Source organism: Methylobacterium nonmethylotrophicum (genome assembly GCF_004745635.1).
In the GTDB taxonomy this organism is placed as follows: domain Bacteria; phylum Pseudomonadota; class Alphaproteobacteria; order Rhizobiales; family Beijerinckiaceae; genus Methylobacterium; species Methylobacterium nonmethylotrophicum.
This window is the reverse complement of sequence record NZ_SRLB01000014.1, coordinates 38,381-64,388: the sequence shown is the minus strand read 5'-3', so window position 1 is coordinate 64,388 and position 26,008 is coordinate 38,381. Positions and strand designations below refer to the sequence as shown.

Genomic DNA, 26,008 nt, shown 5'->3' with positions numbered 1-26,008 from the left:
GCGGGTCTCCCGTGAGCCGGAGAACAAAAGCTTCGCCGGGTCAACGCGCCAAGTCTGCCGGAAGCTCCAATCCTGCCGGAAGCGCCCTCACGCCGGCTGCAGCGCCTGGTCCAGATCCGCGAAGAGGTCGTCCGCGTCCTCGATGCCGACCGAGAGGCGCAGCAGGTCCGGCGGGCAGGGGGTGCCCGGGCCCTCGATCGAGGCGCGGTGCTCGATCAGGCTCTCGACGCCGCCCAGCGAGGTCGCGCGCTTCCACAGGCCCACCCGGGACGCCGTCCGGACCGCCGCCGCCTCGCCCGCCGCCACCCGGATCGACAGCATGGTGCCGAAGCCGCCGGTCATCTGCCGGGCCGCCACCGCGTGGCCGGGATGCTCAGGGAGACCCGGATAGAGCACCTTCGCCACCGCCGGATGGGCGGAGAGGCGCCGCGCCAGGTCGGCGGCATTCGCCATCTGGGCGGCGATGCGCACGTGGAGCGTGCGCATCCCGCGCATCAGCAGGTAGGCCTCGAACGGGCCCAGGATCGCACCGTTGCCGGAGCGGATGCGCTGGATCCGCGCCCAGAAGTCGTCGGCCTCCGCGCCGGCGAGCGCCCCGGCGATCACGTCGGAATGGCCGTTGAGCACCTTGGTGGCGGCGTGCATCACCACGTCGGCGCCGAGGCTCAGGGGCCGCGTCACCACCGGCGAGCTCGCGGTCGAATCGACCGCGAGGCGCGCGCCGGCCGCGTGGGCGATCTCGGCCGCCCCGGCGATGTCGGTGATCGTCCAGAGCGGGTTCGAGGGCGTCTCGAGCCAGACGAGCTTGGTCTGCCCGGGCCGCACCGCGGCCTTGAGCGCCGCGAGGTCGTCGGTGGCGACGAAGTCGACCTTCAGGCCCCAGCGGGTCGCCTCTTCCGACAGCCAGCGGCGCAGGGCCCAGTACATCACGGTCGGCGCCACGATGTGGTCGCCCGGATCGAGGGCGCCGAACACCGCCGTGGCGGCGGCCATGCCGGAGGAGAACAGGAGCGCCCCGGCCTGCGCCTCCTCCAGCATCGCGATCACGGCCTCCGCCTCGCGCACCGTGGCGTTGTCGGGCCGGCCGTAGACGTAGCCGGAGGAGTACTGGTTGTCGGGGTCGCGGATGTAGGTGGTGGCGACGTGGATCGGCGGCACCACGGCCTTGGTGACCGGATCGACGTGGCCGAGCGCCTGCGCGGCGAGGCTCTTCTTCGACCAGGGGCGCGGGGCGCTGCTCATGCCGGGACTCCAGGGTTCGGCCGACGGTTCGGCCAAGGACATTGTGGCGTCCCGCCGCCCTTGCAGAAGCGGTGCCGGCGCGCAACCTCCTTCCCGAACATAGCACCCGAGCCCGCGATGCCGCCCACCGCAACGCTGCCCCGCACCGGACCCGTCCTGGCGCCCCTGCCGCGCCTCCTCGCCGCGACCCTGCCGGTCGCGGCGGTCGCGGTCGTGGGGAGCCTGTCGACCACGTCGAACATCCCGACCTGGTACGCGGGCCTCGCCAAGCCCGTCTTCACCCCGCCGAACTGGCTGTTTCCGGTCGCCTGGACGATCCTCTACACCCTGATCGCATGGTCGGGCTGGCGCATGCTCGGCACCGCCCCGGCCACGGGGGGCTTGCGGCGTACCCGCGCCCTGGCGCTGGGGGCGTTCTTCGTCCAGCTCGCCCTCAACGGCGCCTGGACGCCGGTCTTCTTCGGCGCCCACGACCTTGCCGGCGGCCTCGTCGTGGTGGTGGCCCTCCTGGCGATGATCCTGTGGACGATCCGGCTCTTTCTCCCCCTCGACCGGGCCGCCGCCCTCGTCCTCGTGCCCTACGCCGCCTGGGTGAGCTACGCGACGGCGCTCAACGCGGCGATCTGGTGGATGAATCGAGGGGTGTGACAGAGGCTTGCGCGGGCAAGTCGAAGGCCGCTCACATCGACATCCCCGCTCACGGCACCAGCACGATCGCGCCGGTCACCGCCCGTGCCTCCGCCGCCTCGTGCGCCTGCACGACTTGATCGAGGGAAAAGCGCGCCCCGATCTCGACCGCGACGTGGCCGCGGCCGATCGCGTCGAACAGGTCGGCGGCGTTGGCCCGGAAGGTGGCCGGGTCGGCATTGTGCGGGAAGACCGAGGGGCGGGTGAGGAACAGGCAGCCCTTCTTGTTCAACAGCTCCGGGTCGATCGCCGGCGAGGGGCCGGAGGCGGCGCCGTAGGAGACGACGAGGCCGAACGGGGCGGCGCAGTCGAGGGATTTGAGCAGCGTGTCCTTGCCGACGGCGTCGTAGACCACCCGCGCCTTGGCGCCGCCGGTCGCCTCCAGGAAGGCCTTGGGCCAGTCGGGATCGTTGAGATCGATCACCGCCGCGCAGCCGGCGGCGAGGCCTGCGTCGCGCTTGCCCGGCGAGCCGGTGGTGCCGACGACCCTGGCGCCGAGCGCGGTCGCCCAGCGGGTCAGGATCTGGCCGACGCCGCCGGCGGCGGAATGGACCAGCAGCAGGTCGCCCGGCTGCACCGCATGGGTCTTGCGCAGGAGGTACTGCGCCGTCATGCCCTTGAACAGCAGGGCGGCGGCGGCCTCGTCGGTGACGCTCTCGGGGATTCGCACGAGCTTGGCCGCCGGCACGTTGCGCCGGTCCGCATAGGCGCCGACCCCGGCATTCATGTAGGCCACCCGGTCGCCAGGCTCGAACTCCGCGACCCCCGGACCCACCGCCTCGACCACGCCCGCCGCCTCGAAGCCGAGCCCGGTCGGCCGCTCGAGCGGGTAGACGCCCCGGCGCTGGTAGATGTCGATGAAGTTGAAGCCGATGGCGGTCTGGCGCAAGCACACCTCGCCGGTTCCGGGCGCGGGAAGGGGATCGCTCGCCAGGGTCATGACCTGCGGCGGGCCGAACTCGGTGAGCACCACGCGGCGTTGGGTCGACATGTCGGGCCTCTCCTCTGGATTTCTCCCGCTCGTGCCACCGGTATGGACCCGGTCGGCGGCGTGATAAATCCGGGCCCGTCTTCGACATTCGAAACGCTGGGTTTGCAATCAATGGACCGTCTCTCGGGCATGGAGGCCTTCGCCAAGGCCGTCGAGACCGGGTCGTTCTCGTCCGCAGGCGAGATCCTCGGGCTCTCGCCGCAAGCGGTCGGCAAGCAGGTGCGCCTGCTCGAGGAGCATCTCGGCGTCCGGCTGATCCATCGCACGACGCGTCGGCAGAGCCTGACCGAGGCCGGGCGCGAACTCTACGGGCGGGTGCGCGTCATCCTGTCGGAGGTCGAGGCGGTGGAGGCGCTGGCGGCCAGCAGCCAGGCGGTGCCGCGGGGCCAGATCCGCATCAATGCCCCGGTCACCTTCGGCGCCTACGACCTCGCCCGGGTGCTGCCCGCATATCTCGCCGCCTATCCGAAGGTCGACGTCGCGCTGACCCTCTCGGACCGGAAGATCGACCTGATCGAGGAGGGCGACGAGGTGGTCTTCCGCGTCGGCTCGCCGGTCGACAACGGCCTGGTCGCCCGCCCCCTGCGCCCGATGGATTTCGCTCTCTGCGCCGCCCCGTCCTACCTGGCGGCGAGGGAAGCGCCGCGCGCGCCGGCCGACCTGCGGCAGCATGAATGCCTGGGCTTCGCCCATATGGCGACGGGGGACCAGTGGCTGTTTACCGGGCCGGAGGGACCGGAGGCGGTCGAGGTGTCGTACCGGCTCCTGGTCAACAACGGCCAGGCCCTGCTCACGGCGGCGCTCGCCGGCCTCGGCCTGCTGCTGCAGCCGACGGCCCTTGTGCGGGACGCCGTCGCGGCGGGCCATCTGGTGCGGGTGCTGCCGGCCTACCGGCCCGTCTCACGGCCGATGCACCTGCTCTACGCGCCCGACCGGCGGATCACCCCGAAGCTGCGCTCCTTCATCGATTTCGCGCTCGCCCACTTCGCCGGGCCGGCATCCGCGGGCTGAAGCGGCGCTCAGCGCGCCGCCACCGCGCCCGCGGCGCGCAGGGTCCGGGACACCATGGCGCGCATGTCGGCCAGGGTGAAGGGTTTCGTCAGCACGTCCGCCACGATGGCGTCGAGGCCGCGGGCGCGCTCGCGCTGGTCGGCGAAGCCGGTCATCAGCAGGATCGTCAGGTCGGGATGGTCGCGCTTGGCCGCGAGCGCGAGGGCGATGCCGTCCATCAGCGGCATGCGGATGTCGGTCAGCATCAGGTCGAAGGCACCCTCGGCCAGGCGGTCGAGACCGTCGCTGCCGTCGATCGCGGTCACGACCGTGTGGCCGTCCATCTCCAGCCCGCGCTTCAGGAAGCCGCGGATCGGTTCCTCGTCGTCGACCAGCAGGATGCGCGCCATGTCCTCTCGTCTCTGTCCTCGCGTCTCTCGGGGCCTCGAAGCCGCGCAGACGGAGGAGAGTGTGAGCGGGCGCGCGGCACGAGGTCAAGCCGATGCGGCGGCCCGGGTTCCGCTTTCGGGCCGTCCGCCGAAAAGCGCGCGGCTGCGTTGCAAACGCGCATCGCGCCGGGTCTCCGCACGGGCCGCATCCCCCGCGGCGAGGCCCGCCCTCAAGGCTTGTCGAACAGGTCCGGCTCCCCGTCGCCGTAATCGACGAGACCGACATAGGGGAGCTGCCGGAAGGCGTGCGCCACGTCCATGCCGTAGCCGACCACGAACACGTCCGGGCAGGTGAAGCCGACATAGTCGGCGTCGATCGTCACCGCGCGCTTGCCGGGCTTCTCGAGCAGCACGGTGGTGAGAACCCGCCGCGCGCCGCGGGCCATCAGCAGGTCCTTGGCGTAGACGAGCGTGCGGCCGGATTCGAGGATGTCGTCGATCAGGAGCACGTCGCGCCCGCGCACCTCGCTCTCGACGTCGCGCAGGATCGCGACCTGGCCCGAGGAGACGGTGGCGGCGCGGTAGCTCGACAGGTGGATGAACTCGACCTGCGGCGCCAGCCCGGCCCGGTGCAGGGCCCGGATCAGGTCGGCGGCGAACATGAAGCTGCCCTTGAGCACCGCCACGACCAGCAGGTTCTCCAGCGGCTGGCCCGCGATGGCGCGGGCGATCTCCTCGTTGCGCTGCGCGATGGCGGATTCGTCGAAGAGGACGCGGACGCGGGGCAGGGGCGGGTTCATCGGTCTCGGTCTTTGGGAGTCACGTCGGGGTTCATCGGAGCCCTCAGGCTGACGGCAGAATCCCCGCTGTCAACCGCGGCAAAGCGGACCAGCACGGCCTGCCCCTTCACCGGCGCGCCCGGGAGCTCGGCCCGGAAGCGGGCGGATTCGTCCGGTTCGAGCCGCTCCCGCGGCGCCTCGGCGCGCCAGCGATAGACGGTCTGGCCCCGCGCGTCGCGCAGCTCGAGGCTGAGGGGCGGCACCGGCACGGCCGCCTTCGAGGCGCTCACCACGTCGCCCTCGACCACGAGCCGGCCGGCTCCGGAGGCGTCCGGCACCTGGTAGGCGGCGACGTCCCGGAAGGTGAGGCCGCGCAGGTTCACCGGCAGGCCTATCCCCGCGTAGAGCCTCGCGGTCGCCGGTACGGCCCGCACCAGCGCCGCGCGGCCCGAGGGCAGGAGGCCGACGAGCACCGCGCCGCAGGCCAGAGCCAGAGCGGCGGCCGTGGCGAGGCGCCGGCGCCCGGGCGGCGCCTCGCCCCGCCCCGTTTCAGGCCCCGCCCGCCGGCCGGCCCGGCGGAGCGGTGTCGGCGCATCGGTCGCCGTGAACACCGCCTCGCCCGGAGGCGAGAGCACCGCGGCGGCCTCGGCCAGTTCGGGAGGGGCCGACACGAACCAGGGCTCGCGGCAGGCGGCGCAGCGCACGGTGCGGCCTCCGGGACCGATCCGTTCCGGATCGAGCGTATATTCGCTTGCGCAGGATGGGCAGACGATCAGCATGGCGAATCAGTCGGGCGCGGCACCGGGGCCGAACCACGACTCCTCCCGCCTCAGCCTTAATGCGTGGTAAAGCGGCGCTGCCGGAAGGCCTCGCCGCAGGGCGGATCGACCGCCGCGACGAACCCGCAACGGAGACCGGATGGACGCGAGAACGGACCGGGGGACCGGAAGCAGCCTGCTCGGCGGCATGGACGAGCCGGTGGTCCGGTTCGAGAATGTGGGGATGCGCTACGGGGTCGGACCGGAGGTCCTGAGCGACATCAGCTTCACCATCGCGCCGCACTCGTTCCAGTTCCTCACCGGCCCGTCGGGAGCCGGCAAGACGACGCTTCTGCGCCTGATCCTGCTCTCGGTGCGGCCGAGCCGGGGCCTCGTCTCGGTGTTCGGCGAGGAGGTGAGCGGCATCTCGAGCGACGCGCTCACGAGCTTGCGCCGGCGCATGGGCGTGGTGTTCCAGGATTTCCGCCTGCTCGACCACCTCACCACCTACGAGAACGTCGCCCTGCCGCTGCGCGTCCAGGGCCGGGCCGAGACGAGCTACCGGGCCGAGGTGGTGGAACTCCTGCGCTGGGTGGGTCTCGGCGAGCGCATGCACGTGCTGCCGCCGCTGCTCTCGGGCGGCGAGAAGCAGCGCGCGGCGATCGCCCGAGCGCTGATCGCCCGGCCGGAGCTGCTGCTCGCCGACGAGCCCACCGGCAACGTCGACCCGCAGCTCGGCCGGCGCCTCCTGCGCCTGTTCGTCGAACTCAACCGCCTCGGCACCTCGGTGCTGATCGCCACCCACGACTTCGCCCTGATGGACCTCGTCGACGCGCGCCGGTTCGTCCTGGGCAACAACCGCCTGCGGATCGAGGGATGAGCCGCGGGGAGGCGTACCATGTCTGACGGGGCCACCCTGGAGCGGGCGACGCGGCGCGAGGCGCCCGCCGCCGACCTTCCCCCCACCTTGCGCCGCAACGCAGCCCTGGTGCCGACCGACACCAGCGCCGGCCGGGCGCTCGCCGCGGTGATCGCGATCCTGACCTTCCTGGCCGCCCTCTGCGCCGGGGGCGCCGAGATCGTCGCCTCGAGCGCGGCGCAATGGCAGGGCTCGGTGGCGCAGGAGGTGACGATCCAGGTCCGCCCGGGGCCGGGCCGCGACACCGATGCCGACGTCGCCAAGGCGGCGGCGCTCGCGGCCGGCACCCCCGGCATCGCGGCGACGCGGCCCTTCACCAAGGCGGAATCCGAGCGCCTGCTCGAGCCCTGGCTCGGCAGCGGCCTCGACCTCGGCGACCTGCCGGTGCCGCGCCTGATCACGGTTCGGCTCGGCGGCGGCACGCCCGATCTGGGCTCCTTGCGCCAGCGCCTCGCCGAGGCGCTGCCCGGGGTGGCGAGCCTCGACGACCACGCGCTCTGGCTCTCGCGCCTCTCGACCATGGCCAACACGGTGGTGGGGGTCGGCGTCGCCGTGGTGGCGCTGGTGCTGCTGGCCACCGGGCTCGCCGTCACCTTCGCGACCCGCGGCGCCATGGCGGGCAACCGCGAGGTGGTGGAGGTGCTGCACTTCGTCGGGGCCGACGCCGACTTCATCGCCCGCGAGTTCCAGCGCCGCTTCTTCCGCTTGGGGTTGCGCGGCGGTGCGATCGGGGCTGCGGCGGCAGTCGCGGTGATCGGGATCGGCGGGATGCTGGCCCGGCTCTGGCGCGCCGGCCCGGCGGGCGACGAGATCGAGGCCCTGTTCGGCGGCTTCGCCATCGGCTGGCGCGGCTATGCCAGCGTGGTGCTGATCGGCGTGATCGCCTCGATCGTCACCGCGGTCGTGTCACGCCTGACCGTGAGGCGCTTCCTCGACTGAGGGAGTCCGGTCCGCCCGGCGGATGCAGGGTTGTCCGGGGAAAATTCCTTGAAAGATCAGGCGCGGGATCCCCTCTCCCACACCTTGCAGCGATCCCGGGCAAGCCCGGGATCGCCTGGAGAGGGGAGATGTGCCTCTGCTTTTCCCCGGACAGCCCCGAGGCGGGCCGGGGCGATCAAGCCGAGGGAGCCGTCGCCCGGCCGGACGCGAAGCTCAGCCGCTTTGAGACAAAGGCAACTGCCGCGCTCTTGCCATCCGTGATCTCGCGGTCTTGTCCGCCGGTCTTGGCGTGCTGGTCTTGGCGGCCCGGTCCCGGAGGCCTATGCATGCGCCCCATGGAACTCCACGCTTTCGCCGATCGAGCCCCGGCCCCCTTGGCCTGCCCATCGCCGCCCAACGGACAGGCGGCGCCGTTCCTGCCGATGAGCCGCGCCGAGATGGCGGCGCTCGGGTGGGATTCCTGCGACATCGTGCTGGTGACGGGCGACGCCTACGTCGATCACCCGAGCTTCGGCATGGCCATCATCGGCCGGCTGCTGGAATCGCAGGGGTTCCGGGTCGGCATCATCGCGCAGCCCGACTGGCATTCGGCCGAGCCGTTCCGGGCCCTCGGCCGGCCGAGGCTGTTCTTCGGCGTCACCGGCGGCAACCTCGATTCCATGGTGAACCGCTACACGGCGGACCGGCGGCTACGCCACGACGACGCCTACACCGCCGGCGGGGAGGGCGGAAAGCGCCCGGACCGCTGCACCATCGTCTACACGCAGCGCTGCCGCGAGGCCTACAAGGACGTGCCGGTCGTGCTCGGCGGCATCGAGGCGTCCTTGCGCCGCATCGCCCACTACGATTACTGGTCCGACAAGGTGCGCCGCTCGATCCTGGCGGACGCGAAGGCCGACCTGCTCATCTACGGCAATGCCGAGCGGGCCGTGGTCGAGGTGGCCAACCGCCTCGCTTCCGGCGAGGCGCCGCACGAGATCGACTCGGTCCGGGGCGTCGCCCTCTTTCGCCGCGTGCCCGCCCACTACACCGAGCTTCCCGCCGACGACCTCGATTCCGCGGACGAAGCCGCCACGCGCCGGCCCGGCGACACCGTGATCCGGCTCCCCGCCTACGACGAGGTCAAGGACGACAAGGAGGCCTATGCCCGCGCCTCGCGGGTGCTGCACCGGGAGGCCAATCCCGGCAACGCGCGCCCGCTCGTCCAGCGCCACGGCGACCGGGACCTGTGGCTGAACCCGCCGCCGATCCCGCTCACCAGCGACGAGATGGACGAGGTCTACGACCTGCCCTACGCCCGCGCCCCCCACCCGTCCTACGGCGATGCGAAGATCCCCGCCTGGGACATGATCAAGTTCTCGGTGACGATCATGCGCGGCTGCTTCGGCGGCTGCACCTTCTGCTCGATCACGGAGCACGAGGGCCGCGTCATCCAGAACCGGTCGGAGGGCTCGATCCTGCGCGAGATCGAGCGGATCCGCGACAAGACGCCGGGATTCACCGGCGTGATCTCGGATGTCGGCGGGCCGACCGCCAACATGTACCGGATGGCCTGCAAGGACCCGAAGATCGAGGCGGCGTGCCGGCTGCCCTCCTGCGTCTTTCCCGATATCTGCCCCAACCTGAACACCTCGCACGACGACCTGATCCGGCTCTACCGCAAGGTCCGCGAGGTGAAGGGCGTCAAGAAGGTGATGGTGGCGTCGGGCGTGCGCTACGACCTCGCGGTCCGGAGCCCCGAATACGTCAAGGAGCTCGTCACCCATCACGTCGGCGGCCGCCTGAAGATCGCGCCCGAGCACACCGAGCGCGGGCCCCTCGACAAGATGATGAAGCCCGGGATCGGCACCTACGACCGCTTCAAGGAGATGTTCGACGCCGCCGCCAAGGAGGCGGGCAAGAAGTACTACCTGATCCCGTACTTCATCGCGGCGCATCCGGGCACGACCGACGAGGACATGATGCACCTCGCGCTCTGGCTCAAGAAGAACGACTATCGCGCCGACCAGGTCCAGACGTTCCTGCCGTCGCCGATGGCGACCGCCACGGCGATGTACCATACCGAGATCAACCCGCTGCGGGGCGTGCGCCGCGGCGGCAGCGAGCCGGTCGAGGCGATCAAGGGCCTGCGGCAGCGGCGGCTGCACAAGGCCTTCCTGCGCTACCACGACCCCGAGAACTGGCCCCTGCTGCGCGAGGCGCTGCGGGCGATGGGCCGCGCCGACCTCATCGGGCCGCGGCCGGACCAGCTCGTGCCGTTCTCGCAGCCGCCGGGAACGGGCGCGGGCGCTGGCGCTGGCAAGGGGCGGGGCCAGCCGCGACCCCTGCGCCACGCGGGCGGCGGGCAGCGTTTCACCACGAAGGGCGTGCCGCTGCGGAAGTGACGCGAAATCCGGACGATGACGTCCGGATCAGGTCTCACCAGCCCGCCACGGCGGAGCTTCGCTCCGCGCGCCTGAGCGACGCCGAAATCCGCATCGCGAAAGCGATCAATCGGATGTCGCAGGACGGCCTCGCCGGGAGGCCGCTGAACGGCGGTCCCCGGTCGCGGTCGCCCGAACGCGCGAGGGGCGGAGGGGACCCTGCCCCTCCGCCCCTCGCACATGTCCGCGCTCCCGCCGGGGCGGGGCGGCCCGTCAGGCCGCCTTCACCCCCTTCAGGAACTCCGCCACCTCGCGCTCGAGGTCGGCGGCGTAGCGGCCGAGGCGGTCGGCGGCGCCCAGCACCTCGGCGGCGGCGGCGCCGGTGCTGCCGGCCTCGCGCTGCACCGCCACGATGCCGGTCGTCACCGCCTGCGTGCCCTGCGCGGCGTGCTGGACGTTGCGGGCGATCTCCTGCGTCGCCGAGCCCTGCTGGTCGACCGCGCCGGCCACACCCCCGGCGATCTCCGACATCTGCTCGATCACCCCGGAGATCTCCCGGATCGCCTGCACGACGCCGCTGGTGGTCTCCTGGATGTGGCCGATCTGCTGGGCGATCTCGGCGGTGGCGCGCGAGGTCTGGCTCGCCAGGTCCTTGACCTCGGCGGCCACCACCGCGAAGCCGCGCCCCGCCTCGCCGGCCCGCGCCGCCTCGATCGTGGCGTTCAAGGCCAGGAGGTTGGTCTGGCTGGCGATCGACGAGATGAGCGCCACGATGTCGCCGATCTGGTCGGCGGACTTCACCAGCCGCTGCACCGTCTCGTCGGTCCGGCGCGCCTGGTCGACGGCGGTGCGGGCGATGTCGGAGGATTGCGCCACCTGGGCCGCGATGCCGCCGATCGAGACCGACAGCTCCTCGCTCGCCGCCGCCACCATCTGGACGTTGGCGAGCGTCTGCTCGGCGGCGCCCGCCACCTCGGTCGAGCGGCCGTTGGTGGTCTCGGCGGCCTGGGTCATGGTGCGGGCGGTCGCCTCCATGCCGGCGGCGGCCTCGGCCAGCGTCTCGGTCATCGCCACCACGTTGGCCTCGAAGGAACGGGTCACGGCATCGAGGCGCGCGGCCCGCTCGGCCTTGGCCGCGGCCTCCTGGGCGGAGGCCCGGTCGGCCTCGTCCTTGGCCACCAGCGCCTCGCGGAACACCCGCACGGTGCCGGCCATGGCGCCGATCTCGTCGCGCCGCCCCTGCGCCGGCACCTCGGTCGCGAGGTCGCCGCCGGCGAGCGCCCGCATGGCGCCCGACAGCTGGTCGATCGGCCGGGTGATGCCGCGCCCGATCATCAGGGCGAGGGCGGCGCCGATGGCACAGGCCAGCGCCACGCCGCCGGCCAGCAGCCACAGCGCCCGGTGGCGCTCGGCGGCGAGCTGGGCGAGCTCGCCCGCGCCGATCCCCTGCGCGGCCGAGACCAGCGCGGCCGAGCGGCGGTCGAGATCGGCGAGGATCGCGCCTTGCGCCTCGTTGGCCTTCACGATCTCCGGGATGCTGTCCTTGAACCCGCGCACCTTCTCGCTCAGGGCGCGCAGCACCTTCTGCGCCTCGGCGTCGATGTCGCCGTACAGGATCGTCTCGGCCTGGTTGGTCAGCGCGTCGGCGGCCGCGTCGAGGGCCTGGGCGGCGTCGGCCTCCCGGGCCAGGATCAGGCGCTGCTCCTGCATCTGCGCCTCCTTGGCGGCGGCGATCGCCTTGCCGCTGGCGATGAGCAGGCTGGTGCCGGACGCGACCCGGTCCTGCTGCTGGCGCAAGCTCACCTGGGCGGCGGTCTGGGCGTTGTTCTGCGCCTGCTCGATCTGGCGCAGGCCGACGATCAGGCCGCCGAACAGCGGCGCGAGCTCCTCCTGGCGCTCGGCCCGGCCCCCCGGCCCCATCGGCTCGTCGAGCTTGTCGCGATAGGCCTCTAGCGCGGTGAGCGCCGGCTCGACAGCCTCGAGCGAGGTCATCGCGCCGAGGCGCCGCAGCAGCACCGCGACGGAGTTCACCTTCGACTGCATCTCCAGCCGGCCGTCGTCGCCGTTGCCGGCCAGGAAGCTGACCTGCAGCACCTGCATCTCGAGCGCCGAGCGGATCGCGAAGGCCACCACGACGCCGGTATTGCCGGCAGTCTTCTGGTCGGCGAGCGCCCGCTCGAGGGCCTTGCCGGCCTCGGTGAGCTGGCGCTCCTGCGCCGTGCCGATGCCGCTCACCGTCATCTGCAGGTCGGCGATCAGCGCGGCGTGACGGTCCTGGAGCGCGCGCTTCTCGGCCTTCTGGGTGCCGAAGGCCTTCACGGCCGCCTCGAACCCGTCGAGGGCGGTGCCGATGCCGGCGGCGGCGGCCGCGGAGGCCGGGTCGTCCGCGAGACGGCCCGAGAAGGTGCCGGCGCTCGCGCGCACCCGCCCGATCGCCGCCCGCAGCGCCTCGTCCCGGCGCCCGTCGTCGCTCTTGAGCGCCCGGTCGGTGGCGAGGGCGAGATCGCCGATCTCGCCCGCGAGCATCTGCGCCGCATTGGCCGTGTCGACCCGGCGGGCGAAGCCCGTCAGGGTGTGCCACCCGATCACCGCAACCGCGACCGTCAGCAGGAGGGTGAGACCGAACCCTCCGAATACGCGCGCCCTGATGGACATTCTCTCGTATCTCCTCGTCCGGGGCACGATAACGAGAGGATCTGAAGCAATTCCTACTATATTTTTACAACCGAAGATTGTTTTGGGCGCGTTTGCTTGTCAGTGCCGGGCGCCGGGCTCCGGTCACGGGATCAGCCGGTCGGCCCGCAGGCGCGCGAACAGGTCGAAGAAGGCGTCGTCGGTCGGCTGGTAGTCGAGGAAGCCGAGGCGGCGGCTCTTGCTCATGTCGGTGACGACCTCGATCGGCCGGCCGAGATCGGCGTCGGTGTGCCAGGCCGAGGCGAGGCGGCTCAGGTCCGGCTCGGCGAGGCCGTACTTCCGTGCGATCTCCGCCCAGGCCGGGGCGTCGCCGGCCATCTGCGCCTCGAGCGGCCGGACCGTGCCGTCGAACGGCGCCGGCTCGATCCCGAACCAGGCGGCGAGCCGCCCCCACATCCAGCTCCAGCGGAAGACGTCGCCGTTCACCACGTTGAAGTCCTGGTTGGCGGCCTGCGGCGCGCTCATAGCCCAGAGCAGGTGGCGGGCGAGCAGCCGCGCGTCGGTCATGTCGGTGAGCCCGTTCCACTGCATGGCGGAGCCCGGGAAGCGGAACGGCCGGCCGGTCTCGCGGCAGAGCGTGGCGTAGACCGCGAGCGTCGTGCCCATGTTCATCGCGTTGCCGACCGCCTTGCCGATGATCGTGTGCGGGCGGTGCACGCTCCACGAGAACCCGTCGCGTTCCGCCGCCGCGAAGACCTCGTCTTCTTGAGCGTAGTAGAAGTTCTCGACCGGCAGCCGCCCCTGCTCCTCGCGGAACGGGGTCTGGGGCACCGCGCCCTTCCCGTAGGCCTCGAACGGCCCGAGATAGTGCTTGAGCCCGGTCACCAGGGCGACGTGGCGCACGCTGCCGGCCGGGCGCAGCGCGTCGAGGAGGTTGCGCACCATCGCGCCGTTGACCCGGATCATCTCGGCCTCGGTCGGCCTCCGCATCCAGGTCGACAGCACCACCCGGGTCGGCCGGTGCGGCGCCAGCGCCTGCGCCAATGCTTCCGGGTCCTGCAGGTCGGCTGCCACCGGCGTCACGCGCTCTTGCGCCGGCGGGGTGCGGGCGAGCCCCAGCACCGACCAGCCGGCCTCCCCCATCACCGCCGCCGCGGCGCTGCCGACGATGCCGCTCGCGCCGACGATCAGCACGGTTTCCGTCATGTTCGCGTCCTTCGTTCGCACTCCGTCGGCGGGACAACGCGTGCGGGGCGGGCGGGTCCCCATGGGCGATGCCCTGACGGTCCGTTCCGGGCTGCCGCGCGCTCATTCTTGTTCGGGGCGTCGGCAGCGCTTATGTCGGTCGAAGACCGGAAGGCTGTCCGGTCGAGAGGCTGTCATGGCAGACGTGGCGACGCCGGCAGGCCTGGCGACGAAAGTGCTGTCGACAGTGAATGCGCCCTATGGGGCGAACCTCACCGCCTATGAGCTCGCCGCCAAAATCGCGGACCCCGCGAGCGTCAACGCCAACGACGCGTCGGTCTTCGCGTTCTTCTCGGAGGTCCGCGAAGAACTGCAGAGGCAGTTCATCGCGCAGATGGGCATCGATCCATCCCGGGCGCGGACAGTCGCAGCTCAGTTCGCCGTGAAGGCGGGCTATTCCCTTCCTCTCGCCGATTGAGATCGTGCCCGTCGCGCAGTCCAGCCAATGTCGCGGCTCTTCGGTTGGGCGCTGAGCATCATCGAGCAAGCCAGGTCCGCAACGTACCCGTTCGATTGAACGTTCGGAAGCGGGACAGCCCTCATGCTTCAGATCGACCATCGTGAAAGTCACGATGTCGATCTCTTCTTGGGCGATCCGCAAATTCTGCCTTTCCTCAACCCGACGACACAGGGATATCGCCTTGACAGGCAGCCCGACGGCTATGAGGGCGATGGCGCGCACGTTGCAAAACTGATTTTCGACGGCATCGGCGAGATCGATTTTATCTGTTGTGGATCCATCACCTCCAAACCCGTGCAACAGTGTGAGGTTTCCGGCCGGCTCGTTCAACTCGAGACGCCGGCCGAGATCGTCGCGAAGAAGATCCATTACAGAGGATCGCGACTTCAGCCTCGCGACATGTTCGATGTTGCGGCCGTCATTCATCGTTGCGGTGAGGATTACGTGGTCGACGCCTTGAGGGCTTGCGGAACCGGCCGATGCGCTGAAGCCCTGGCGGTTGCCGATGCAATGGATCCCGCCTTCGCGTCCGATCTGATGAGGCGGCTCATGCTCAGGGAGCACAATCGGCATTTGCCGTCCAAAGCCCAATCGGCGACCCGAGCGGTTCTTCGCGCCGCACTCGATCTCTAGATCCCATCGCTCTCCCGCGGGCGCGCCTTGCCGCCAGGGCATAGCTTGTTCGTCCTAAGCCGTGACCCGTGCGGAGCCCGACGGGGGGACGCGCGTTCCTAGACGCGGCAGCGGGGCCGGAAGCGCCCGGGCGTGCCGGCGGAGGCGACCCGTGGGCCAGGTCATCGGCACGGCGGAAGACGACACGTCCTCGACGGCAAGGCCGTCGCACCAGCCGGCGCGGCGGCTGAAACCCGCCCTGCTGCTCGGCGCCCTCGGGGTGGTCTACGGCGACATAGGCACGAGCCCGCTCTACGCCTTCAAGGAGGCGGTGCGGGCGGCCGGGCACGGCCAGGCCGAGCCCGCCGCGGTGATCGGCGCGGTGTCGCTGATCCTGTGGGCGCTCATCGTCGTGGTGTCGCTCAAGTACGCGGTGCTGATCCTGCGGGCCGACAACCACGGCGAGGGCGGCATCGTCGCGATGCTGGCGCTGCTGGGCGCCCGCCACGCCGAGCCGCGCAGCTGGGCGGGCCTGCTCCTCGTGGTCGGCCTCATCGGCGCCGCGCTCCTCTACGGCGACGGGGCGATCACGCCGGCGATCTCGGTCCTGAGCGCCGTCGAGGGCCTGAAGGTCGAGGCGCCGGGCCTCGCCCGCGCGGTGGTGCCGATCACCCTGGTGATCCTGATCGGGCTGTTCCTGATCCAGAGCAAGGGCGCGGCCTTCATCGGGCGGATCTTCGGGCCGGTGATGCTGGTGTGGTTCGGCGTCATCGCGCTCCTGGGGCTCGGCGGCATCCTGCAATCGCCGCAGATCCTGACGGCGCTCAACCCGCTGAAGGCGATCGACTTCCTCACCCATGCGGGCTGGGGCGTCAGCTTCGCGATGCTCGGCGCCGCCTTCCTGGCGGTCACCGGCGGCGAGGCGATGTACGCCGATCTCGGCCATTTCGGCGCCCGGCCGATCCGGCTGGCCTGGTTCGGCCTGGTGCTGCCGGCGCTGGTCATCAACTATTTCGGACAAGGAGCCGTGCTGCTTGCCGAGCCCGACGCGATCGAGAACCCGTTCTACCGCCTCTCCCCCGACTGGGCGCACTATCCCTTGATCGGGCTCGCGACGGTCGCCACCGTCATCGCCTCGCAGGCGATCATCTCGGGCGTGTTCTCGCTGACCCAGCAGGCGATCCAGCTCGGCTTCCTGCCATACATCCGCATCGTCCACACCGCGAGCGACGAGCGCGGCCAGATCTACGTGCCGGCGGTGAACTGGCTGCTCGCCATCGCCACCTTGAGCGCCGTGCTGATCTTCGAGACCTCGGACGCGCTGGCCGGCGCCTACGGCATCGCGGTCTCGCTGCTGATGGCGATCACCACGCTGCTCGCCGCCCTCATCGCCCTGCGCTGGGGCTACAACCTCATCCTGGTGATCCTGGTCAACGGCCTGTTCCTGGCGATCGACCTGGTGTTCCTCTCCGCCAACAGCGTGAAGGTGTTCGAGGGCGGCTGGTACCCGCTGGTGCTCACCGCGATCGTCGCCACCACGATGCTGACCTGGCTCCAGGGCAGCCGGCTGATCGAGGCCTACCGGGTCGGCGCCCGCCAGGACGAGGCCGTGTTCCTCGCGCGCCTGCGGGACGACCCGCCGATCCGCCTGCCCGGCGCGGCGGTCTTCCTGTCGGCGGCCAGCAAGGGCATCCCGCTCCACATGACGCGGTTCCTCGAGCGCAGCCACGCCCTGCCGGCCCGCTGCACCATCGTCAGCGCGCTCTACGAGGAGGTGCCGGTGGTGCCGGAGGTCGAGCGCGCCGAGGTGACCCGGCTGGCCCCCGACCTCTACCGCGTGACCCTGCGCTACGGCTTCATGGAGGACGCCTCGATCCCCGAAGGCCTCGCCTGCGCGGTGGCCCATCGCGGCCTGCCCCCGGACTTCGTCGAGGACGCCACGGTCTTCGTCGGCCACGAGACCGTCATCCCGAAGCGCAACCACCAGGGCATGGCGGCGTGGCGCGAGACCCTGTTCGCCTTCATGATGCGCAACGGCGAGCGCACCGGCGCCTTCTTCTGCGTGCCGACCCGGCAGGTGGTGGAGGTAGGGACGGAGATCGAGATCTGAGAGCCTGTTTGATCCACCTGGCAAATTTATCCCATCCTCAACCTCATCCTGAGGTGTCAGTCGATTGAAGATCGACTGACCTCGAAGGAGGCCTCCAGCAATCTCTGTGATATCTGGAACCCTCCTTCGAGGCTCCTTTCAGTCGCACCTCAGGATGAAGTCGTAGATGGGATGGATCAATTCTGTATGATATCCTTGTCGGCAGTCAAACAGGCTCTGAGAAAGCCTAGGAGGGTGTTGGCGGCTTCAGCTCGATAATGTGACAGAGCTCCACCAAGAGTTCCGTGCGTCTACCTCGCGGCCACCGGCCGCTCGCCCAGCTTCGCCCCGAGACGCAGCAGGTAGCCGTCCGGATCCTGCACCAGGAACTGGCGCTGCCCGACCTCGATGGTGCCGGCCCGGTACCAGGCATCCTCGACGGCCATGAACAACGGCCAGCCCGTCTGCTCCAGCCGGCCTAAGATCGGCTCCACCGCCGCGACCTCGACCTGAAGGTTGACGCCGCGGCCGAGCGGCGGGTCCATCGGGCCGGTCAGCCAGTGCCGGCCGGCGGGATTGTACTCGTCCAGCATGATCTGTGCCCCGTCGAGGTCGAGATAGGCGAAGCCGTCCTCCGGCCGGTCGTAGGCGATCCGGAAGCCGATCAGGCCGACCCAGAAATCCAGGCTCGCGGCGAGGTCCGCGACCACGAGTTCCGGGACCAGCGTCGCGCGCGTGAGCGTGATCGTCATGCGTCGTCCCTATCTCGGTTGACCTCACGCTGCCGATCCCCGACGGTTCACGCAACGGCGCCCGAAAACGAGCGCCGAGGATTCGTGAGGCGGCGAGCGCCGCCCCGGGGAGGGGACATGAGCCTGTACCACAAGCTCGCCGCGCGGGCCGAGGCCGGCCATCCGGTGCGGATCGGGGTGATCGGGGCCGGCAAGTTCGGCTCGATGTTCCTGTCGCAGGCGCCGCGCACGCCGGGGCTGCACGTCGTCGGCATCGCCGACCTCGACCCGCAGCGGGCCCGCGCCGCGCTTGCCCGGGTCGGCTGGCCGGCGGAACGGTCCGAGGCCAAGAGCGTCGCCGAGGCGATGCGCCAGGGCACGACCTTCCTCACCGACGACGCGGAGGGCCTGATCGCCGCCGACGGGATCGAGGTGATCGTCGAGGCGACGGGTCATCCGGGCGCTGGCATCCGCCACGCCCTCGCCTGCTGCCGCCACCGGCGCCACATCGTGATGGTCAATGTCGAGGCCGACGCCCTCGCCGGCCCGCTCATTGCCCGCCGGGCGCAGGAGGCCGGCATCGTCTACTCCTTCGCCTATGGCGACCAGCCGGCGCTCATCGCCGAGATCGTCGACTGGGCCCGCACGGCCGGGTTCCGGGTGGTCTGCGCCGGCAAGGGCACGAAGTACCTGCCGGTCTACCACGCCTCGACCCCCGACACGGTCTGGGGCCATTACGGCTTCTCGGAGGAGCAGGTCGCCGGCGGCGACTTCAACCCGCAGATGTTCAACTCCTTCCTCGACGGCACCAAGTCGGCCTTGGAGATGGCGGCGGTGGCCAATGCCTGCGACCTGACCCCGCCGCCCGCCGGCCTCGCCTTCCCGGCTTGCGGCGTCGACGACCTGCCGAATCTCCTCAAGCCCGCCTCCGCCGGCGGCATCCTGCCGGTGGACGGCACCGTCGAGGTGGTCTCGTCGCTGGAGCGCGACGGCCGCCCGGTCTTTCGCGACCTGCGCTGGGGCGTCTACGCCACCTTCGAGGCGCCCTCCGACTACGTCCGCAAGTGCTTCGCGGAGTACGGGCTGAAGACCGACGCGAGCGGGCGCTACAGCGCGATGTACAAGCCCTATCACCTGATCGGGCTCGAGCTCGGCCTCTCGGTCGCCAGCATCGCGGTGCGCGGCGAACCCACCGGCGCCACGCGGGGTTTTTCCGGCGACGTGGTGGCGACGGCCAAGCGCGACCTGAAGGCCGGCGAGCGCCTGGACGGGGAGGGCGGCTACACGGTCTACGGCCGGCTGATGCCGGCGCACGACTCGCTTCAGGCCGGCGGCCTGCCGATCGGGCTCGCCCACGGCCTCACCCTCACCCGCCCGGTCGCCGCCGGCCGGCCGGTCTCGTGGGACGACGTCTCGTTCTCGGCCGACGACCCGGCGATCCGGTTCCGGCGGGAGATGGAGGCGGTGTTTCGGGGGGAGGTGGGGGCGCGGTGAGGCGATGGCCGACTCTCGCCATCCATCTCCATTGCTGAGGGACGCGCCCGAACCCTCCCCCGCAGAGGGGGGAGGGTTTGCCGCAGCTAAACTTGAAACTCCGAATCCACCGGCACCTGCATCCCGGTGACGAGCGCGTTGGTCTGGTTCGCCATCCCGATCACTGCCAGCAACTCCCCGTGCTGCGCCTCGGTCATGCCCTTTGCTCGCGCCGCGGCGGTGTGGGAGTGGATGCAGTAGCTGCAGCCGTTGGCGGTCGAGACCGCGATGTAGATCAGTTCCTTGGTCAGCGGATCGAGGGCGCCGTCGGCGGCCATCACCTGCTTCAGGTCGGCCCAGGTCCGCTCCAGCACCGCCGGCTGGTTGGCGAGCGCGCGCCAGAAATTGTTGATGAAGTCGGAGCGGCGCACCGCCCGGATGTCGTCGAACACCACCTTGACGCGGGGATCGGCATCCGCCTCCGCATCGGTCCAGAGCCTCACGGTCGCCATCGGCGCCCTCCTTCTGTCGGGCGCGCATGATCCGGGACGCGGCGGCGCGAGTCGAGGTCAGGAGCGGCGCTCGTTGCTCGCGACCGGGCGGGTGGCGGCCTCGCGGTCGGCCTCGTTCATCACCTGGCGGCAGGCGGGGCTCAGCTTCGGCTTCTCGCGCCGCAGGCAGGCGGTGATCCCCGGGATGTTCGGGATCTCGCTGGCGCAGAGGCGCCAGACGTCGGGCGTGCAGGCCGCGCGCTGCGCGCTGGTGGCCTCGGCAAGCGCCGCGGTCGCACCGCAGAGCGTCACGACGGTCAGCAGACCGGTACGGATGAGCGACGTCCTCATGATCGTTCCCCACGATGCGAGATCAGCATTCGGACGTCGACATCTTGCGATATCCGGCGGGATCGCCGTCATCCGCTGCTCGCCATTCACATGAGAATTATGAACGGTCGAGAAAATCGGTCAATTGCAATGCAATCCGAGATGAAGTGTCCCGTGCGAAGGAGCACGCGGAGGTTTGACAGGGTGCCGACTTGCGCGTGCGGCCGCACACGAGACGACGATGAACGATGTGCCGGGCGTTGGTCTCCGGCGCGATCCGTGCCGAGCCGGCCGCCGCTGGGCGACCGGCCGGTCCGCGCGGGCTCGCGCCGCCCGCGAAGTCCTCAGCCCCGCCGGGCCGCGGCGTCGAAGCCGTCCGGCACCCGGCCCGAGGGCGTGGCGAGGGCGTAGGGCCCGCGGGCCAGGAATCGGCCGGAGCCGGGCGCGGCCAGCACCTGGCCCTCGCGCACCGCGACCTCGCCGCGCCGGATCGTCATGACGGGCAGGCCCTTGAGGCGCATCCCCTCCCAGGGCGTGTAATCGATGGCGTGGTGCAGGTCGGCATTGGTCAGGACCCGCTCGGCCTCCGGGTTCCACAGCACCAGGTCGGCATCGGCGCCCGGCGCCAGCGTGCCCTTCCGGCCGGCGAGGCCGAAGAGGCGCGCGGCGTTGGTCGAGGTCAGGCGCACGAAGGTCGGCAGGTCGATGCGCCCGGCCGAGACGCCCTCGGAGAAGAGCACCGGCAGCCGGGTCTCGATCCCCGGCACGCCGTTCGGGATCGCGTTGAAGGCCGGCATCCCGTCGGGCCGCGCCTTGGCGCCGCCCTGGCCGTAGCCGCTCGAGCCGGGATCGCGCTTGGCGGTGGCGAAGGAGAAGCCGCAATGGTCGGAGGAGACCACGTCGAGGGTGCCCTCGCGGATGCGGGCCCAGATCCGCTCCGACTCGCCCGGCGCCCGCAGAGCCGGCGAGCACACCACCTTGGCACCCTCGAAATCGGGCTTCGCCAGATCGTCGGTCGAGAGCGTCAGGTATTGCGGGCAGGTCTCGCCCCAGACCTTCAGGCCGCGCGCCCGGGCCCGGGCGATTTCTTCTGCCGCCTCGTCGCAGGAGACGTGGAAGACCTGGATCGGCTGGTCGACGAGCTCGGCGAGCGCGATGGCGCGGTGCGTCGCCTCGCGCTCGACCACCGGCGGGCGGGCCCAGGCGTGCTGGAGCGGGTCGGTGAGGCCGGCCTCGAGCAGCGCCCGGATGCGCCAGCCGATGGCGTCGTAGTTCTCGCAATGCACCGTCACGAAGGCGCCGAGCCGCCGGGCGGTGGCCAGCACCTCGAGGAACTGGCCGTCGGTGAGGCGCAGGGGATCGTAGGTGAGGAAGACCTTGAGGCTGCGGATGCCGCGGGCGACCAAGGCCGGCACCTCCCGCTCCAGCACGTCCGGCGTCGGGTCGGTGATGATCTGGTGGAAGCTGTAATCGGCGCGGGAGGCCCGGGCGCTCGCCTCGTATCCGGTCGCGGTGGCGGCGATCGGATGACCCTTCCACTGCGGCACGAAGCAGATGAGCGAGGTGGTGCCGCCGGCGAGCGCCGCGGCCGAGCCGCTGGCAAAGCTCTCCTCCTGCACGCCGCCGCCCTCGGATGGCTCCTCGATGTGGCAATGCGGGTCGAGGCCGCCCGGCGTGACGATCAGGCCCTTGGCGTCGATCTCCTCGCGGCCGCGGCGCAGGCCCCGGCCGACCGCCGCGATCACGCCGTCGCGCAGGCCGAGATCGGCCTCGAACACCTCGGCCGGGCCGGCGAGCGTCCCCCCGCGCACCACCAGGTCGTAGTCGAAGTCATGGCTCTGCATCGCGGCTCCTCCGGGTCGCCCGAGGGTGTAGGAAGCGCCTCGAAACGCTGTCAATTCCGGGATGGACCGCGATCGGCCCCGGTGCCGGCGGGATGGGCACGCGGCCGGCAATTTGGGCGGGCAACCGGCAAGCCCTGCCCGCGCGGGCGGCACCTGACGCAAGGAGATGGCGATGAACGACCGGCGGGAGAAACCGGTTTGACAATGCTTCGGGGCCGACGGACAACGAGGTCACCGCAGAGGTTCCGGCCGCGCTGAGCCGGCGGAGATCCCGCCGGCTCAGCGCGCGACAACGGCGCCCTCGGGACAGCGTGGAGGAACCCTCGATGACGATTCGGTTGGATGCCCCGAGCCGGCGCGGCCTGATGCTCGGCGCGGCGGCGGCCGCGGTGACGGCTGGGCTGCCGGGGACGGCGCAGGCCAAGGCGCCGATGCTGCGCAGCCAGAGCCCCTACTTCTACCGCTTCACCCTCGGCGACGCCGAGGCCACGATGGTCTCCGACGGCACCCTGCCGCTCGGCGACCCCCACGCCAACTTCCTCGGCCTGACCCCGGCCGAGATGGACGCGCAGCTGACCTCGAATTTCCTGCCGCTCACGAACGCGGTGCTGGAGCAGAACATCCTGATCCTCAACACCGGCAGCAAGCTGGTGCTGTTCGACACCGGCATGGGCTCGCTCAAGCTGTTCGGCCCCACCACCGGCAAGCTCCTGACCACGATGCGCCAGGCCGGCATCGACCCGAAGGACATCGACGCCGTGGTGATGAGCCACGCCCATGTCGACCATTGCGGCGGCTGCGTCGGCGACGACGGCACGCCGCACTTCCCCAACGCCCAGTACTACATCTCGCAGGCCGATTTCGACTACTGGACCGATCCCGGCAAGGTGCCGGCCTCGTTCAGCGCCTTCCTCGACACCGCCCGCAAGAACCTGCTGCCGATCCGCGACCGGCTGGTCTTCGTCAAGGACGGCCAGGAGGTCCTGCCCGGCATCCAGGCCCTGGCGGCGCCTGGCCACAGCGTCGGCCACACGATGTTCATGATCACCTCGGGCAAGGAGAGCCTCTGCTACCTCGGCGACCTGACGCACCACCCGGTGCTGCTGATGGAGAAGCCGCTGACCGAGTTCGCCTACGACACCGACCCGAAGCAGTCGGCCCAGACGCGGCTCAGGATGCTCACCATGCTGGCGAAGAACCGGATCCCGGTGCTCGCCTACCACTTCGCCTGGCCGGGCATCGGCCACGTCGCGGAGAACGGGCAGGGCGGGTTCCGGTACTATCCGCAGGCGATGAAGATGGAGCTGTAGGTCAGCACCCGAGCCGGCGCGATCGGGGCGCCGGCTCATCCCGTGAGCGGATAAGCGGTGACGAAGCTCGCGACGCCCGTGCGGTCGACGATTCAAATCGTGCGGATGGAAGGAGCCCGGCCATCCGGGGCCTGGATCGATCCCTCGTAGATGTGCTTCATGCCGTGGACGGAGGGTGTCGATCGCGTCAGACGGTTGGGCGAAGGATGAAGGAGCAGTGCTTCGGCCTGAGCCGCGGGATCTGCCGGCGAGAAGCCGAAGCGCAGGAAGAATCCGGCCTTGGATTTTCCGGCCGGATGATTGCGTCTCAGCAGATACTCGGTGATCTTCGCGCTATCGAGCCTGAACGTCGTGCCGGGCGGCGGCCCGTCGGTCACGGCGTCCTGTCCGTCGCCTGAGCAAGATGCCCGGCCGCAACTATGGCCAAAGCCGCGAAGGGTGTCACGAACTCCACCTCGTAGGCTTCGCCCTGGTTCCATACCCCGACCACCGTGCCGACCGACCCGGCGGGCACTTCGCGGCCCTCGTCATCCGGGACCGGTACCAGAAGCCGCGCCGCATCCAGTTCCCGGATCGCCAATGGCGTATCGGGCGTCAGCACGAAGGTCGTGGACCTGTGGCTCATGTCCGACGGAAGACGCTCGGCGCGGAGGACGGGCAACGCCTCACCCCGCCTTCGGCCGCGGCCCGTACGACTTGAACCGCTCCATCGCCTCGCCCACCTCCGCCTCGCTCAGGATGTGCGGCCGGCCGACCTGGAGCGCCACGGCGTATTGCCGGCACAGGGTCTCGAGCTCGACGGCGAGCCACAGGGCCTTGGCGAGCGTCGGCCCGGTGGCGATCATGCCGTGATTGGCGAGCAGGCAGCAGGTGCGGTCCTGGAGCGCGTCCAGGGCAAGCTGCGACAGCTCCTCGGTGCCGAACAGCGCGTAGCCGCCGCAGCGCACGGTGGGCCCGCCGGCCGCCGCGATCATGTAGTGCGCCGCCGGGATGTCCTTCCGGCACATCGCGAAGGCGGTGCAGAAGGTCGGGTGGGCGTGGACGATCGCCGACACGTCGGGGCGGGCCCGCAGGATGTCGCGGTGGAAGCGCCACTCGGAGGAGGGGGCGAGGGCGTGGTCGGCCCGCCCGTCCATGCCCATCGGCACGATGTCGTCCGGCGTCATCTCCTCGTAGGGGAGCCCCGAGGGGGTGATGAGCAGGCCCTCGCCGAACCGCGCCGAGACGTTGCCGGAGGTGCCCTGGTTCAGGCCCTGCGCCGCCATGCTGCGGCAGGTCTCGACGATCGCCCGCCGCAGGTCCGCTTCGGTCTCAGCCATGGCCCGCCTCCGCCGGCGCGTCGCCCCGCTCGCGTGCCATCGCCTCCTGGCGACGCCCGAGCCAGATCCCGTTGAACAGCCAGGCGAGCGAGAGCGGCACCGCCAGCACCGACAGGGCGGTGGCGCTCAGGCCCAGCCAGGCCACGAGGCCGTAGGACCAGGCGCCGACCTGGTCGCCGAGGCGGTACACCACCGTGTCGATGAAGGCCTTGGCCTTGTAGCGGTCCTCCCGCGGCAGCACGGTGAACAGCACCTCGCGCACCGGCCGGGCGATGGCGAAGTTGCCGGCCCGGCGCAGCACGCCGAACACCACCACGCTGGCGATGGTGGGGGCGACCGCGAGCAGCCCGAAGCCGAGCGCGCTGACGAGCGGCAGGATCGCCAGGGTGAGCCCGACGCCGAGCCGCCTCACGATCCGCCCGGTGAGGAAGAGCTGGACGCCCAGCGTCAGCACGTTCACCGCGAGATCCACGCTGGCGAAGAACGCGGTCTGCGAGCCGCGGTCGGGAAAGCTGCGCTTCGCGATGCCGGCCTGCTCGAAGTAGAGGAAGGTCGAGGTGATCGAGAACAGGAGCAGGAACAGGCTGATGCCGAGCAGGTAGGGCGAGCTGAGCGCCCGGCTGATGCCGGCAAACGGGCTGCCGCCGATCGCCTGCGTCGCCTCGCCGGGCTCGCGCGACAGGGTGTCGGAGATCCGCGCCAGCCCGCGCATGCTGAAGACCGCGACCTCCAGGAGCACGGCCGCCGCCAGCAGCAGGAAGGGCGTGGCCACGTCCCGCGCCAGCACGGCGGTGAAGGCCGAGCCGGTGATGGCCCCGAGCGTCGCGCCCGCCGCGATGAAGCCGAACAGCCGCTTGCCCTGCTCGGTGTCGAACACGTCGACGATGGTGGCCCAGAAGATCGACACCACGAACAGGTTGAAGATCGACAGCCAGACGAAGAACACCCGGCCGATCCACACCGCCTCCTCGGGCCCGCTGAGGGAGAGGACGAGCGCGAAGACCAGGATGTTGGCGGCGAAGAAGCGGTAGGTGAGCGGGATGAAGCGGGATCGCGGCAGCCGGCGCACCAGCCAGCCGAACGGCACGTTGAGCGCCAGGATGCCGACCAGCGTGGCGGTGAACAGCCAGGGCAGGTTCTCGAGCCCGCCGGCCAGACCCATCTGGTCGCGGATCGGCCGCATCACGTAGTAGGACGAGAGCAGCGCGAAGATGTAGAGCCAGGCCCAGCCGAGGGCCGGCACCTCCTCGGGCCGCACGTCGGTCAGGCGCCGCAGCCAGGCCGGCGCCTTCAGCCCGGCGCCCCGCGGGGCCGGAATCGCCTCGCTCTCGCTCATCCGCCACTCCTCGCGCCCGCAACCGGGCCGTGCGACGTGCTTGGCCGAGGCGCGCCTCGCCCGCAAGACGCGCCAGC

General features: G+C 71.0%; 25 protein-coding genes. 10 read left to right on the top strand and 15 right to left on the bottom strand.

Translation table 11 applies throughout. The features are described 5' to 3' along the window. Positions 1–87: 87 nt before the first annotated feature. The gene (locus EU555_RS19600) at positions 88–1,242 is read right to left on the bottom strand and encodes a trans-sulfuration enzyme family protein (protein WP_135416912.1); all 1,155 of its coding nucleotides are present in this window, start codon (positions 1,240–1,242) and stop codon (positions 88–90) included. Between the two features lie 117 nt (positions 1,243–1,359). Between EU555_RS19600 and EU555_RS19595 the strand changes: the two genes are divergently transcribed. Continuing rightward, positions 1,360–1,890 (top strand): TspO/MBR family protein, encoded by a 531-nt coding sequence (locus EU555_RS19595; protein WP_135416911.1) that lies wholly within the window; start codon positions 1,360–1,362, stop codon positions 1,888–1,890. A 49-nt stretch (positions 1,891–1,939) separates the two neighbouring features. Here the strand turns inward: EU555_RS19595 and EU555_RS19590 are convergent, their stop codons facing one another. Continuing rightward, positions 1,940–2,920, bottom strand: coding sequence for a quinone oxidoreductase family protein (locus EU555_RS19590; RefSeq protein ID WP_135416910.1), 981 nt, complete (start codon positions 2,918–2,920; stop codon positions 1,940–1,942). 111 nt (positions 2,921–3,031) lie between these two features. Between EU555_RS19590 and EU555_RS19585 the strand changes: the two genes are divergently transcribed. Beyond that, complete coding sequence (locus EU555_RS19585) at positions 3,032–3,931, top strand: LysR family transcriptional regulator (protein ID WP_135416909.1); 900 nt, start codon at positions 3,032–3,034, stop codon at positions 3,929–3,931. Positions 3,932–3,939: 8 nt separating this feature from the next. Here the strand turns inward: EU555_RS19585 and EU555_RS19580 are convergent, their stop codons facing one another. From EU555_RS19580 to EU555_RS19570, 3 genes are all read right to left on the bottom strand, one after another. Beyond that, positions 3,940–4,320, bottom strand: coding sequence for a response regulator (locus tag EU555_RS19580; protein ID WP_135416908.1), 381 nt, complete (start codon positions 4,318–4,320; stop codon positions 3,940–3,942). 209 nt (positions 4,321–4,529) lie between these two features. Continuing rightward, complete coding sequence (hpt, locus tag EU555_RS19575) at positions 4,530–5,099, bottom strand: hypoxanthine phosphoribosyltransferase (protein ID WP_135416907.1); 570 nt, start codon at positions 5,097–5,099, stop codon at positions 4,530–4,532. Further along, positions 5,096–5,857, bottom strand: a complete 762-nt coding sequence (locus EU555_RS19570; RefSeq protein WP_135416906.1) for a zinc-ribbon domain-containing protein — start codon at positions 5,855–5,857, stop codon at positions 5,096–5,098. Before EU555_RS19570 ends, hpt begins: the two co-directional genes overlap by 4 nt. Before the next feature lie 139 nt (positions 5,858–5,996). Between EU555_RS19570 and ftsE the strand changes: the two genes are divergently transcribed. The 3 genes from ftsE to EU555_RS19555 all read left to right on the top strand — a co-directional run bounded on the left by ftsE (position 5,997) and on the right by EU555_RS19555 (position 10,078). Beyond that, on the top strand, positions 5,997–6,716 hold the full coding sequence (gene ftsE / locus EU555_RS19565) for a cell division ATP-binding protein FtsE (protein WP_135416905.1): 720 nt from the start codon (positions 5,997–5,999) through the stop codon (positions 6,714–6,716). An 18-nt stretch (positions 6,717–6,734) separates the two neighbouring features. Then, positions 6,735–7,694, top strand: coding sequence for a cell division protein FtsX (locus EU555_RS19560; RefSeq protein ID WP_135416904.1), 960 nt, complete (start codon positions 6,735–6,737; stop codon positions 7,692–7,694). A gap of 335 nt (positions 7,695–8,029) precedes the next feature. Next, positions 8,030–10,078 carry a YgiQ family radical SAM protein gene (locus tag EU555_RS19555; RefSeq protein WP_205820958.1) on the top strand — a complete coding sequence of 683 codons (2,049 nt, stop codon included), beginning with the start codon at positions 8,030–8,032 and terminating at the stop codon, positions 10,076–10,078. Positions 10,079–10,330: 252 nt separating this feature from the next. Here the strand turns inward: EU555_RS19555 and EU555_RS19550 are convergent, their stop codons facing one another. Together EU555_RS19550 and EU555_RS19545 are read right to left on the bottom strand one after the other, a co-directional pair. Further along, a complete protein-coding gene (locus EU555_RS19550; RefSeq protein ID WP_135416903.1) occupies positions 10,331–12,712 on the bottom strand; it encodes a methyl-accepting chemotaxis protein in 2,382 nt (793 codons plus the stop codon). A gap of 123 nt (positions 12,713–12,835) precedes the next feature. After that, positions 12,836–13,897 (bottom strand): SDR family oxidoreductase, encoded by a 1,062-nt coding sequence (locus EU555_RS19545; protein WP_135416902.1) that lies wholly within the window; start codon positions 13,895–13,897, stop codon positions 12,836–12,838. 175 nt (positions 13,898–14,072) lie between these two features. Here EU555_RS19545 and EU555_RS19540 point away from each other — a divergent pair, with 175 nt between their 5' ends. The 3 genes from EU555_RS19540 (at position 14,073) to EU555_RS19530 (ending at position 17,118) form a co-directional block, all read left to right on the top strand. After that, positions 14,073–14,354 (top strand): hypothetical protein, encoded by a 282-nt coding sequence (locus tag EU555_RS19540; RefSeq protein ID WP_135416901.1) that lies wholly within the window; start codon positions 14,073–14,075, stop codon positions 14,352–14,354. Between the two features lie 123 nt (positions 14,355–14,477). Further along, a complete protein-coding gene (locus EU555_RS19535; protein WP_135416900.1) occupies positions 14,478–15,029 on the top strand; it encodes a nucleotidyl transferase AbiEii/AbiGii toxin family protein in 552 nt (183 codons plus the stop codon). Between the two features lie 238 nt (positions 15,030–15,267). Next, on the top strand, positions 15,268–17,118 hold the full coding sequence (locus tag EU555_RS19530; RefSeq protein ID WP_135417020.1) for a potassium transporter Kup: 1,851 nt from the start codon (positions 15,268–15,270) through the stop codon (positions 17,116–17,118). A gap of 290 nt (positions 17,119–17,408) precedes the next feature. Here EU555_RS19530 and EU555_RS19525 read toward each other — a convergent pair whose 3' ends face one another. Beyond that, on the bottom strand, positions 17,409–17,849 hold the full coding sequence (locus EU555_RS19525) for a bleomycin resistance protein (protein WP_135416899.1): 441 nt from the start codon (positions 17,847–17,849) through the stop codon (positions 17,409–17,411). Positions 17,850–17,966: 117 nt separating this feature from the next. Here EU555_RS19525 and EU555_RS19520 point away from each other — a divergent pair, with 117 nt between their 5' ends. Next, a complete protein-coding gene (locus EU555_RS19520; RefSeq protein WP_135416898.1) occupies positions 17,967–19,322 on the top strand; it encodes an NAD(P)H-dependent oxidoreductase in 1,356 nt (451 codons plus the stop codon). An 86-nt stretch (positions 19,323–19,408) separates the two neighbouring features. On the opposite strand, the gene EU555_RS19515 is transcribed toward EU555_RS19520, so the two are convergent. The 3 genes from EU555_RS19515 to hydA form a co-directional block, all read right to left on the bottom strand. Further along, positions 19,409–19,813 (bottom strand): carboxymuconolactone decarboxylase family protein, encoded by a 405-nt coding sequence (locus EU555_RS19515; RefSeq protein ID WP_135416897.1) that lies wholly within the window; start codon positions 19,811–19,813, stop codon positions 19,409–19,411. 57 nt (positions 19,814–19,870) lie between these two features. Then, complete coding sequence (locus tag EU555_RS19510) at positions 19,871–20,143, bottom strand: hypothetical protein (RefSeq protein WP_135416896.1); 273 nt, start codon at positions 20,141–20,143, stop codon at positions 19,871–19,873. Between the two features lie 323 nt (positions 20,144–20,466). Continuing rightward, positions 20,467–21,966: a dihydropyrimidinase gene (gene hydA, locus EU555_RS19505; RefSeq protein WP_135416895.1), complete on the bottom strand. Its 1,500-nt coding sequence runs from the start codon at positions 21,964–21,966 to the stop codon at positions 20,467–20,469. Between the two features lie 326 nt (positions 21,967–22,292). On the opposite strand from hydA, the gene EU555_RS19500 reads away from it, so the two are divergent. After that, complete coding sequence (locus EU555_RS19500; protein WP_135416894.1) at positions 22,293–23,276, top strand: MBL fold metallo-hydrolase; 984 nt, start codon at positions 22,293–22,295, stop codon at positions 23,274–23,276. A gap of 92 nt (positions 23,277–23,368) precedes the next feature. On the opposite strand, the gene EU555_RS19495 is transcribed toward EU555_RS19500, so the two are convergent. From EU555_RS19495 to EU555_RS19480, 4 genes are read right to left on the bottom strand one after another with little or no spacing between them, the layout of a single operon-like run. Then, complete coding sequence (locus EU555_RS19495) at positions 23,369–23,653, bottom strand: DUF6883 domain-containing protein (protein WP_135416893.1); 285 nt, start codon at positions 23,651–23,653, stop codon at positions 23,369–23,371. Then, positions 23,650–23,901, bottom strand: a complete 252-nt coding sequence (locus tag EU555_RS19490) for a DUF4926 domain-containing protein (RefSeq protein ID WP_135416892.1) — start codon at positions 23,899–23,901, stop codon at positions 23,650–23,652. The genes EU555_RS19495 and EU555_RS19490 overlap by 4 nt, the downstream gene beginning before the upstream one ends. Positions 23,902–23,941: 40 nt before the next feature. Next, positions 23,942–24,595 carry a class II aldolase/adducin family protein gene (locus tag EU555_RS19485; RefSeq protein WP_135416891.1) on the bottom strand — a complete coding sequence of 218 codons (654 nt, stop codon included), beginning with the start codon at positions 24,593–24,595 and terminating at the stop codon, positions 23,942–23,944. Beyond that, the gene (locus tag EU555_RS19480) at positions 24,588–25,931 is read right to left on the bottom strand and encodes an NTP/NDP exchange transporter (protein ID WP_135416890.1); all 1,344 of its coding nucleotides are present in this window, start codon (positions 25,929–25,931) and stop codon (positions 24,588–24,590) included. Before EU555_RS19480 ends, EU555_RS19485 begins: the two co-directional genes overlap by 8 nt. Positions 25,932–26,008 lie beyond the last annotated feature (77 nt).

Bases quoted from the DNA above. Each gene is read 5' to 3' on its own strand.
- EU555_RS19545 (WP_135416902.1), bottom strand. From the start codon at position 13,897: ATGACGGAAACCGTGCTGATCGTCGGCGCGAGCGGCATCGTCGGCAGC.
- EU555_RS19560 (WP_135416904.1), top strand. From the start codon at position 6,735: ATGTCTGACGGGGCCACCCTGGAGCGGGCGACGCGGCGCGAGGCGCCC.
- EU555_RS19595 (WP_135416911.1), top strand. From the start codon at position 1,360: ATGCCGCCCACCGCAACGCTGCCCCGCACCGGACCCGTCCTGGCGCCC.
- EU555_RS19585 (WP_135416909.1), top strand. From the start codon at position 3,032: ATGGACCGTCTCTCGGGCATGGAGGCCTTCGCCAAGGCCGTCGAGACC.
- EU555_RS19535 (WP_135416900.1), top strand. From the start codon at position 14,478: ATGCTTCAGATCGACCATCGTGAAAGTCACGATGTCGATCTCTTCTTG.
- ftsE (WP_135416905.1), top strand. From the start codon at position 5,997: ATGGACGCGAGAACGGACCGGGGGACCGGAAGCAGCCTGCTCGGCGGC.
- EU555_RS19580 (WP_135416908.1), bottom strand. From the start codon at position 4,320: ATGGCGCGCATCCTGCTGGTCGACGACGAGGAACCGATCCGCGGCTTC.
- EU555_RS19520 (WP_135416898.1), top strand. From the start codon at position 17,967: ATGAGCCTGTACCACAAGCTCGCCGCGCGGGCCGAGGCCGGCCATCCG.
- EU555_RS19600 (WP_135416912.1), bottom strand. From the start codon at position 1,242: ATGAGCAGCGCCCCGCGCCCCTGGTCGAAGAAGAGCCTCGCCGCGCAG.
- EU555_RS19480 (WP_135416890.1), bottom strand. From the start codon at position 25,931: ATGAGCGAGAGCGAGGCGATTCCGGCCCCGCGGGGCGCCGGGCTGAAG.
- EU555_RS19500 (WP_135416894.1), top strand. From the start codon at position 22,293: ATGACGATTCGGTTGGATGCCCCGAGCCGGCGCGGCCTGATGCTCGGC.
- EU555_RS19555 (WP_205820958.1), top strand. From the start codon at position 8,030: ATGGAACTCCACGCTTTCGCCGATCGAGCCCCGGCCCCCTTGGCCTGC.
- EU555_RS19515 (WP_135416897.1), bottom strand. From the start codon at position 19,813: ATGGCGACCGTGAGGCTCTGGACCGATGCGGAGGCGGATGCCGATCCC.
- hpt (WP_135416907.1), bottom strand. From the start codon at position 5,099: ATGAACCCGCCCCTGCCCCGCGTCCGCGTCCTCTTCGACGAATCCGCC.
- hydA (WP_135416895.1), bottom strand. From the start codon at position 21,966: ATGCAGAGCCATGACTTCGACTACGACCTGGTGGTGCGCGGGGGGACG.
- EU555_RS19590 (WP_135416910.1), bottom strand. From the start codon at position 2,920: ATGTCGACCCAACGCCGCGTGGTGCTCACCGAGTTCGGCCCGCCGCAG.
- EU555_RS19485 (WP_135416891.1), bottom strand. From the start codon at position 24,595: ATGGCTGAGACCGAAGCGGACCTGCGGCGGGCGATCGTCGAGACCTGC.
- EU555_RS19550 (WP_135416903.1), bottom strand. From the start codon at position 12,712: ATGTCCATCAGGGCGCGCGTATTCGGAGGGTTCGGTCTCACCCTCCTG.
- EU555_RS19525 (WP_135416899.1), bottom strand. From the start codon at position 17,849: ATGACGATCACGCTCACGCGCGCGACGCTGGTCCCGGAACTCGTGGTC.
- EU555_RS19510 (WP_135416896.1), bottom strand. From the start codon at position 20,143: ATGAGGACGTCGCTCATCCGTACCGGTCTGCTGACCGTCGTGACGCTC.
- EU555_RS19570 (WP_135416906.1), bottom strand. From the start codon at position 5,857: ATGCTGATCGTCTGCCCATCCTGCGCAAGCGAATATACGCTCGATCCG.
- EU555_RS19540 (WP_135416901.1), top strand. From the start codon at position 14,073: ATGGCAGACGTGGCGACGCCGGCAGGCCTGGCGACGAAAGTGCTGTCG.
- EU555_RS19490 (WP_135416892.1), bottom strand. From the start codon at position 23,901: ATGAGCCACAGGTCCACGACCTTCGTGCTGACGCCCGATACGCCATTG.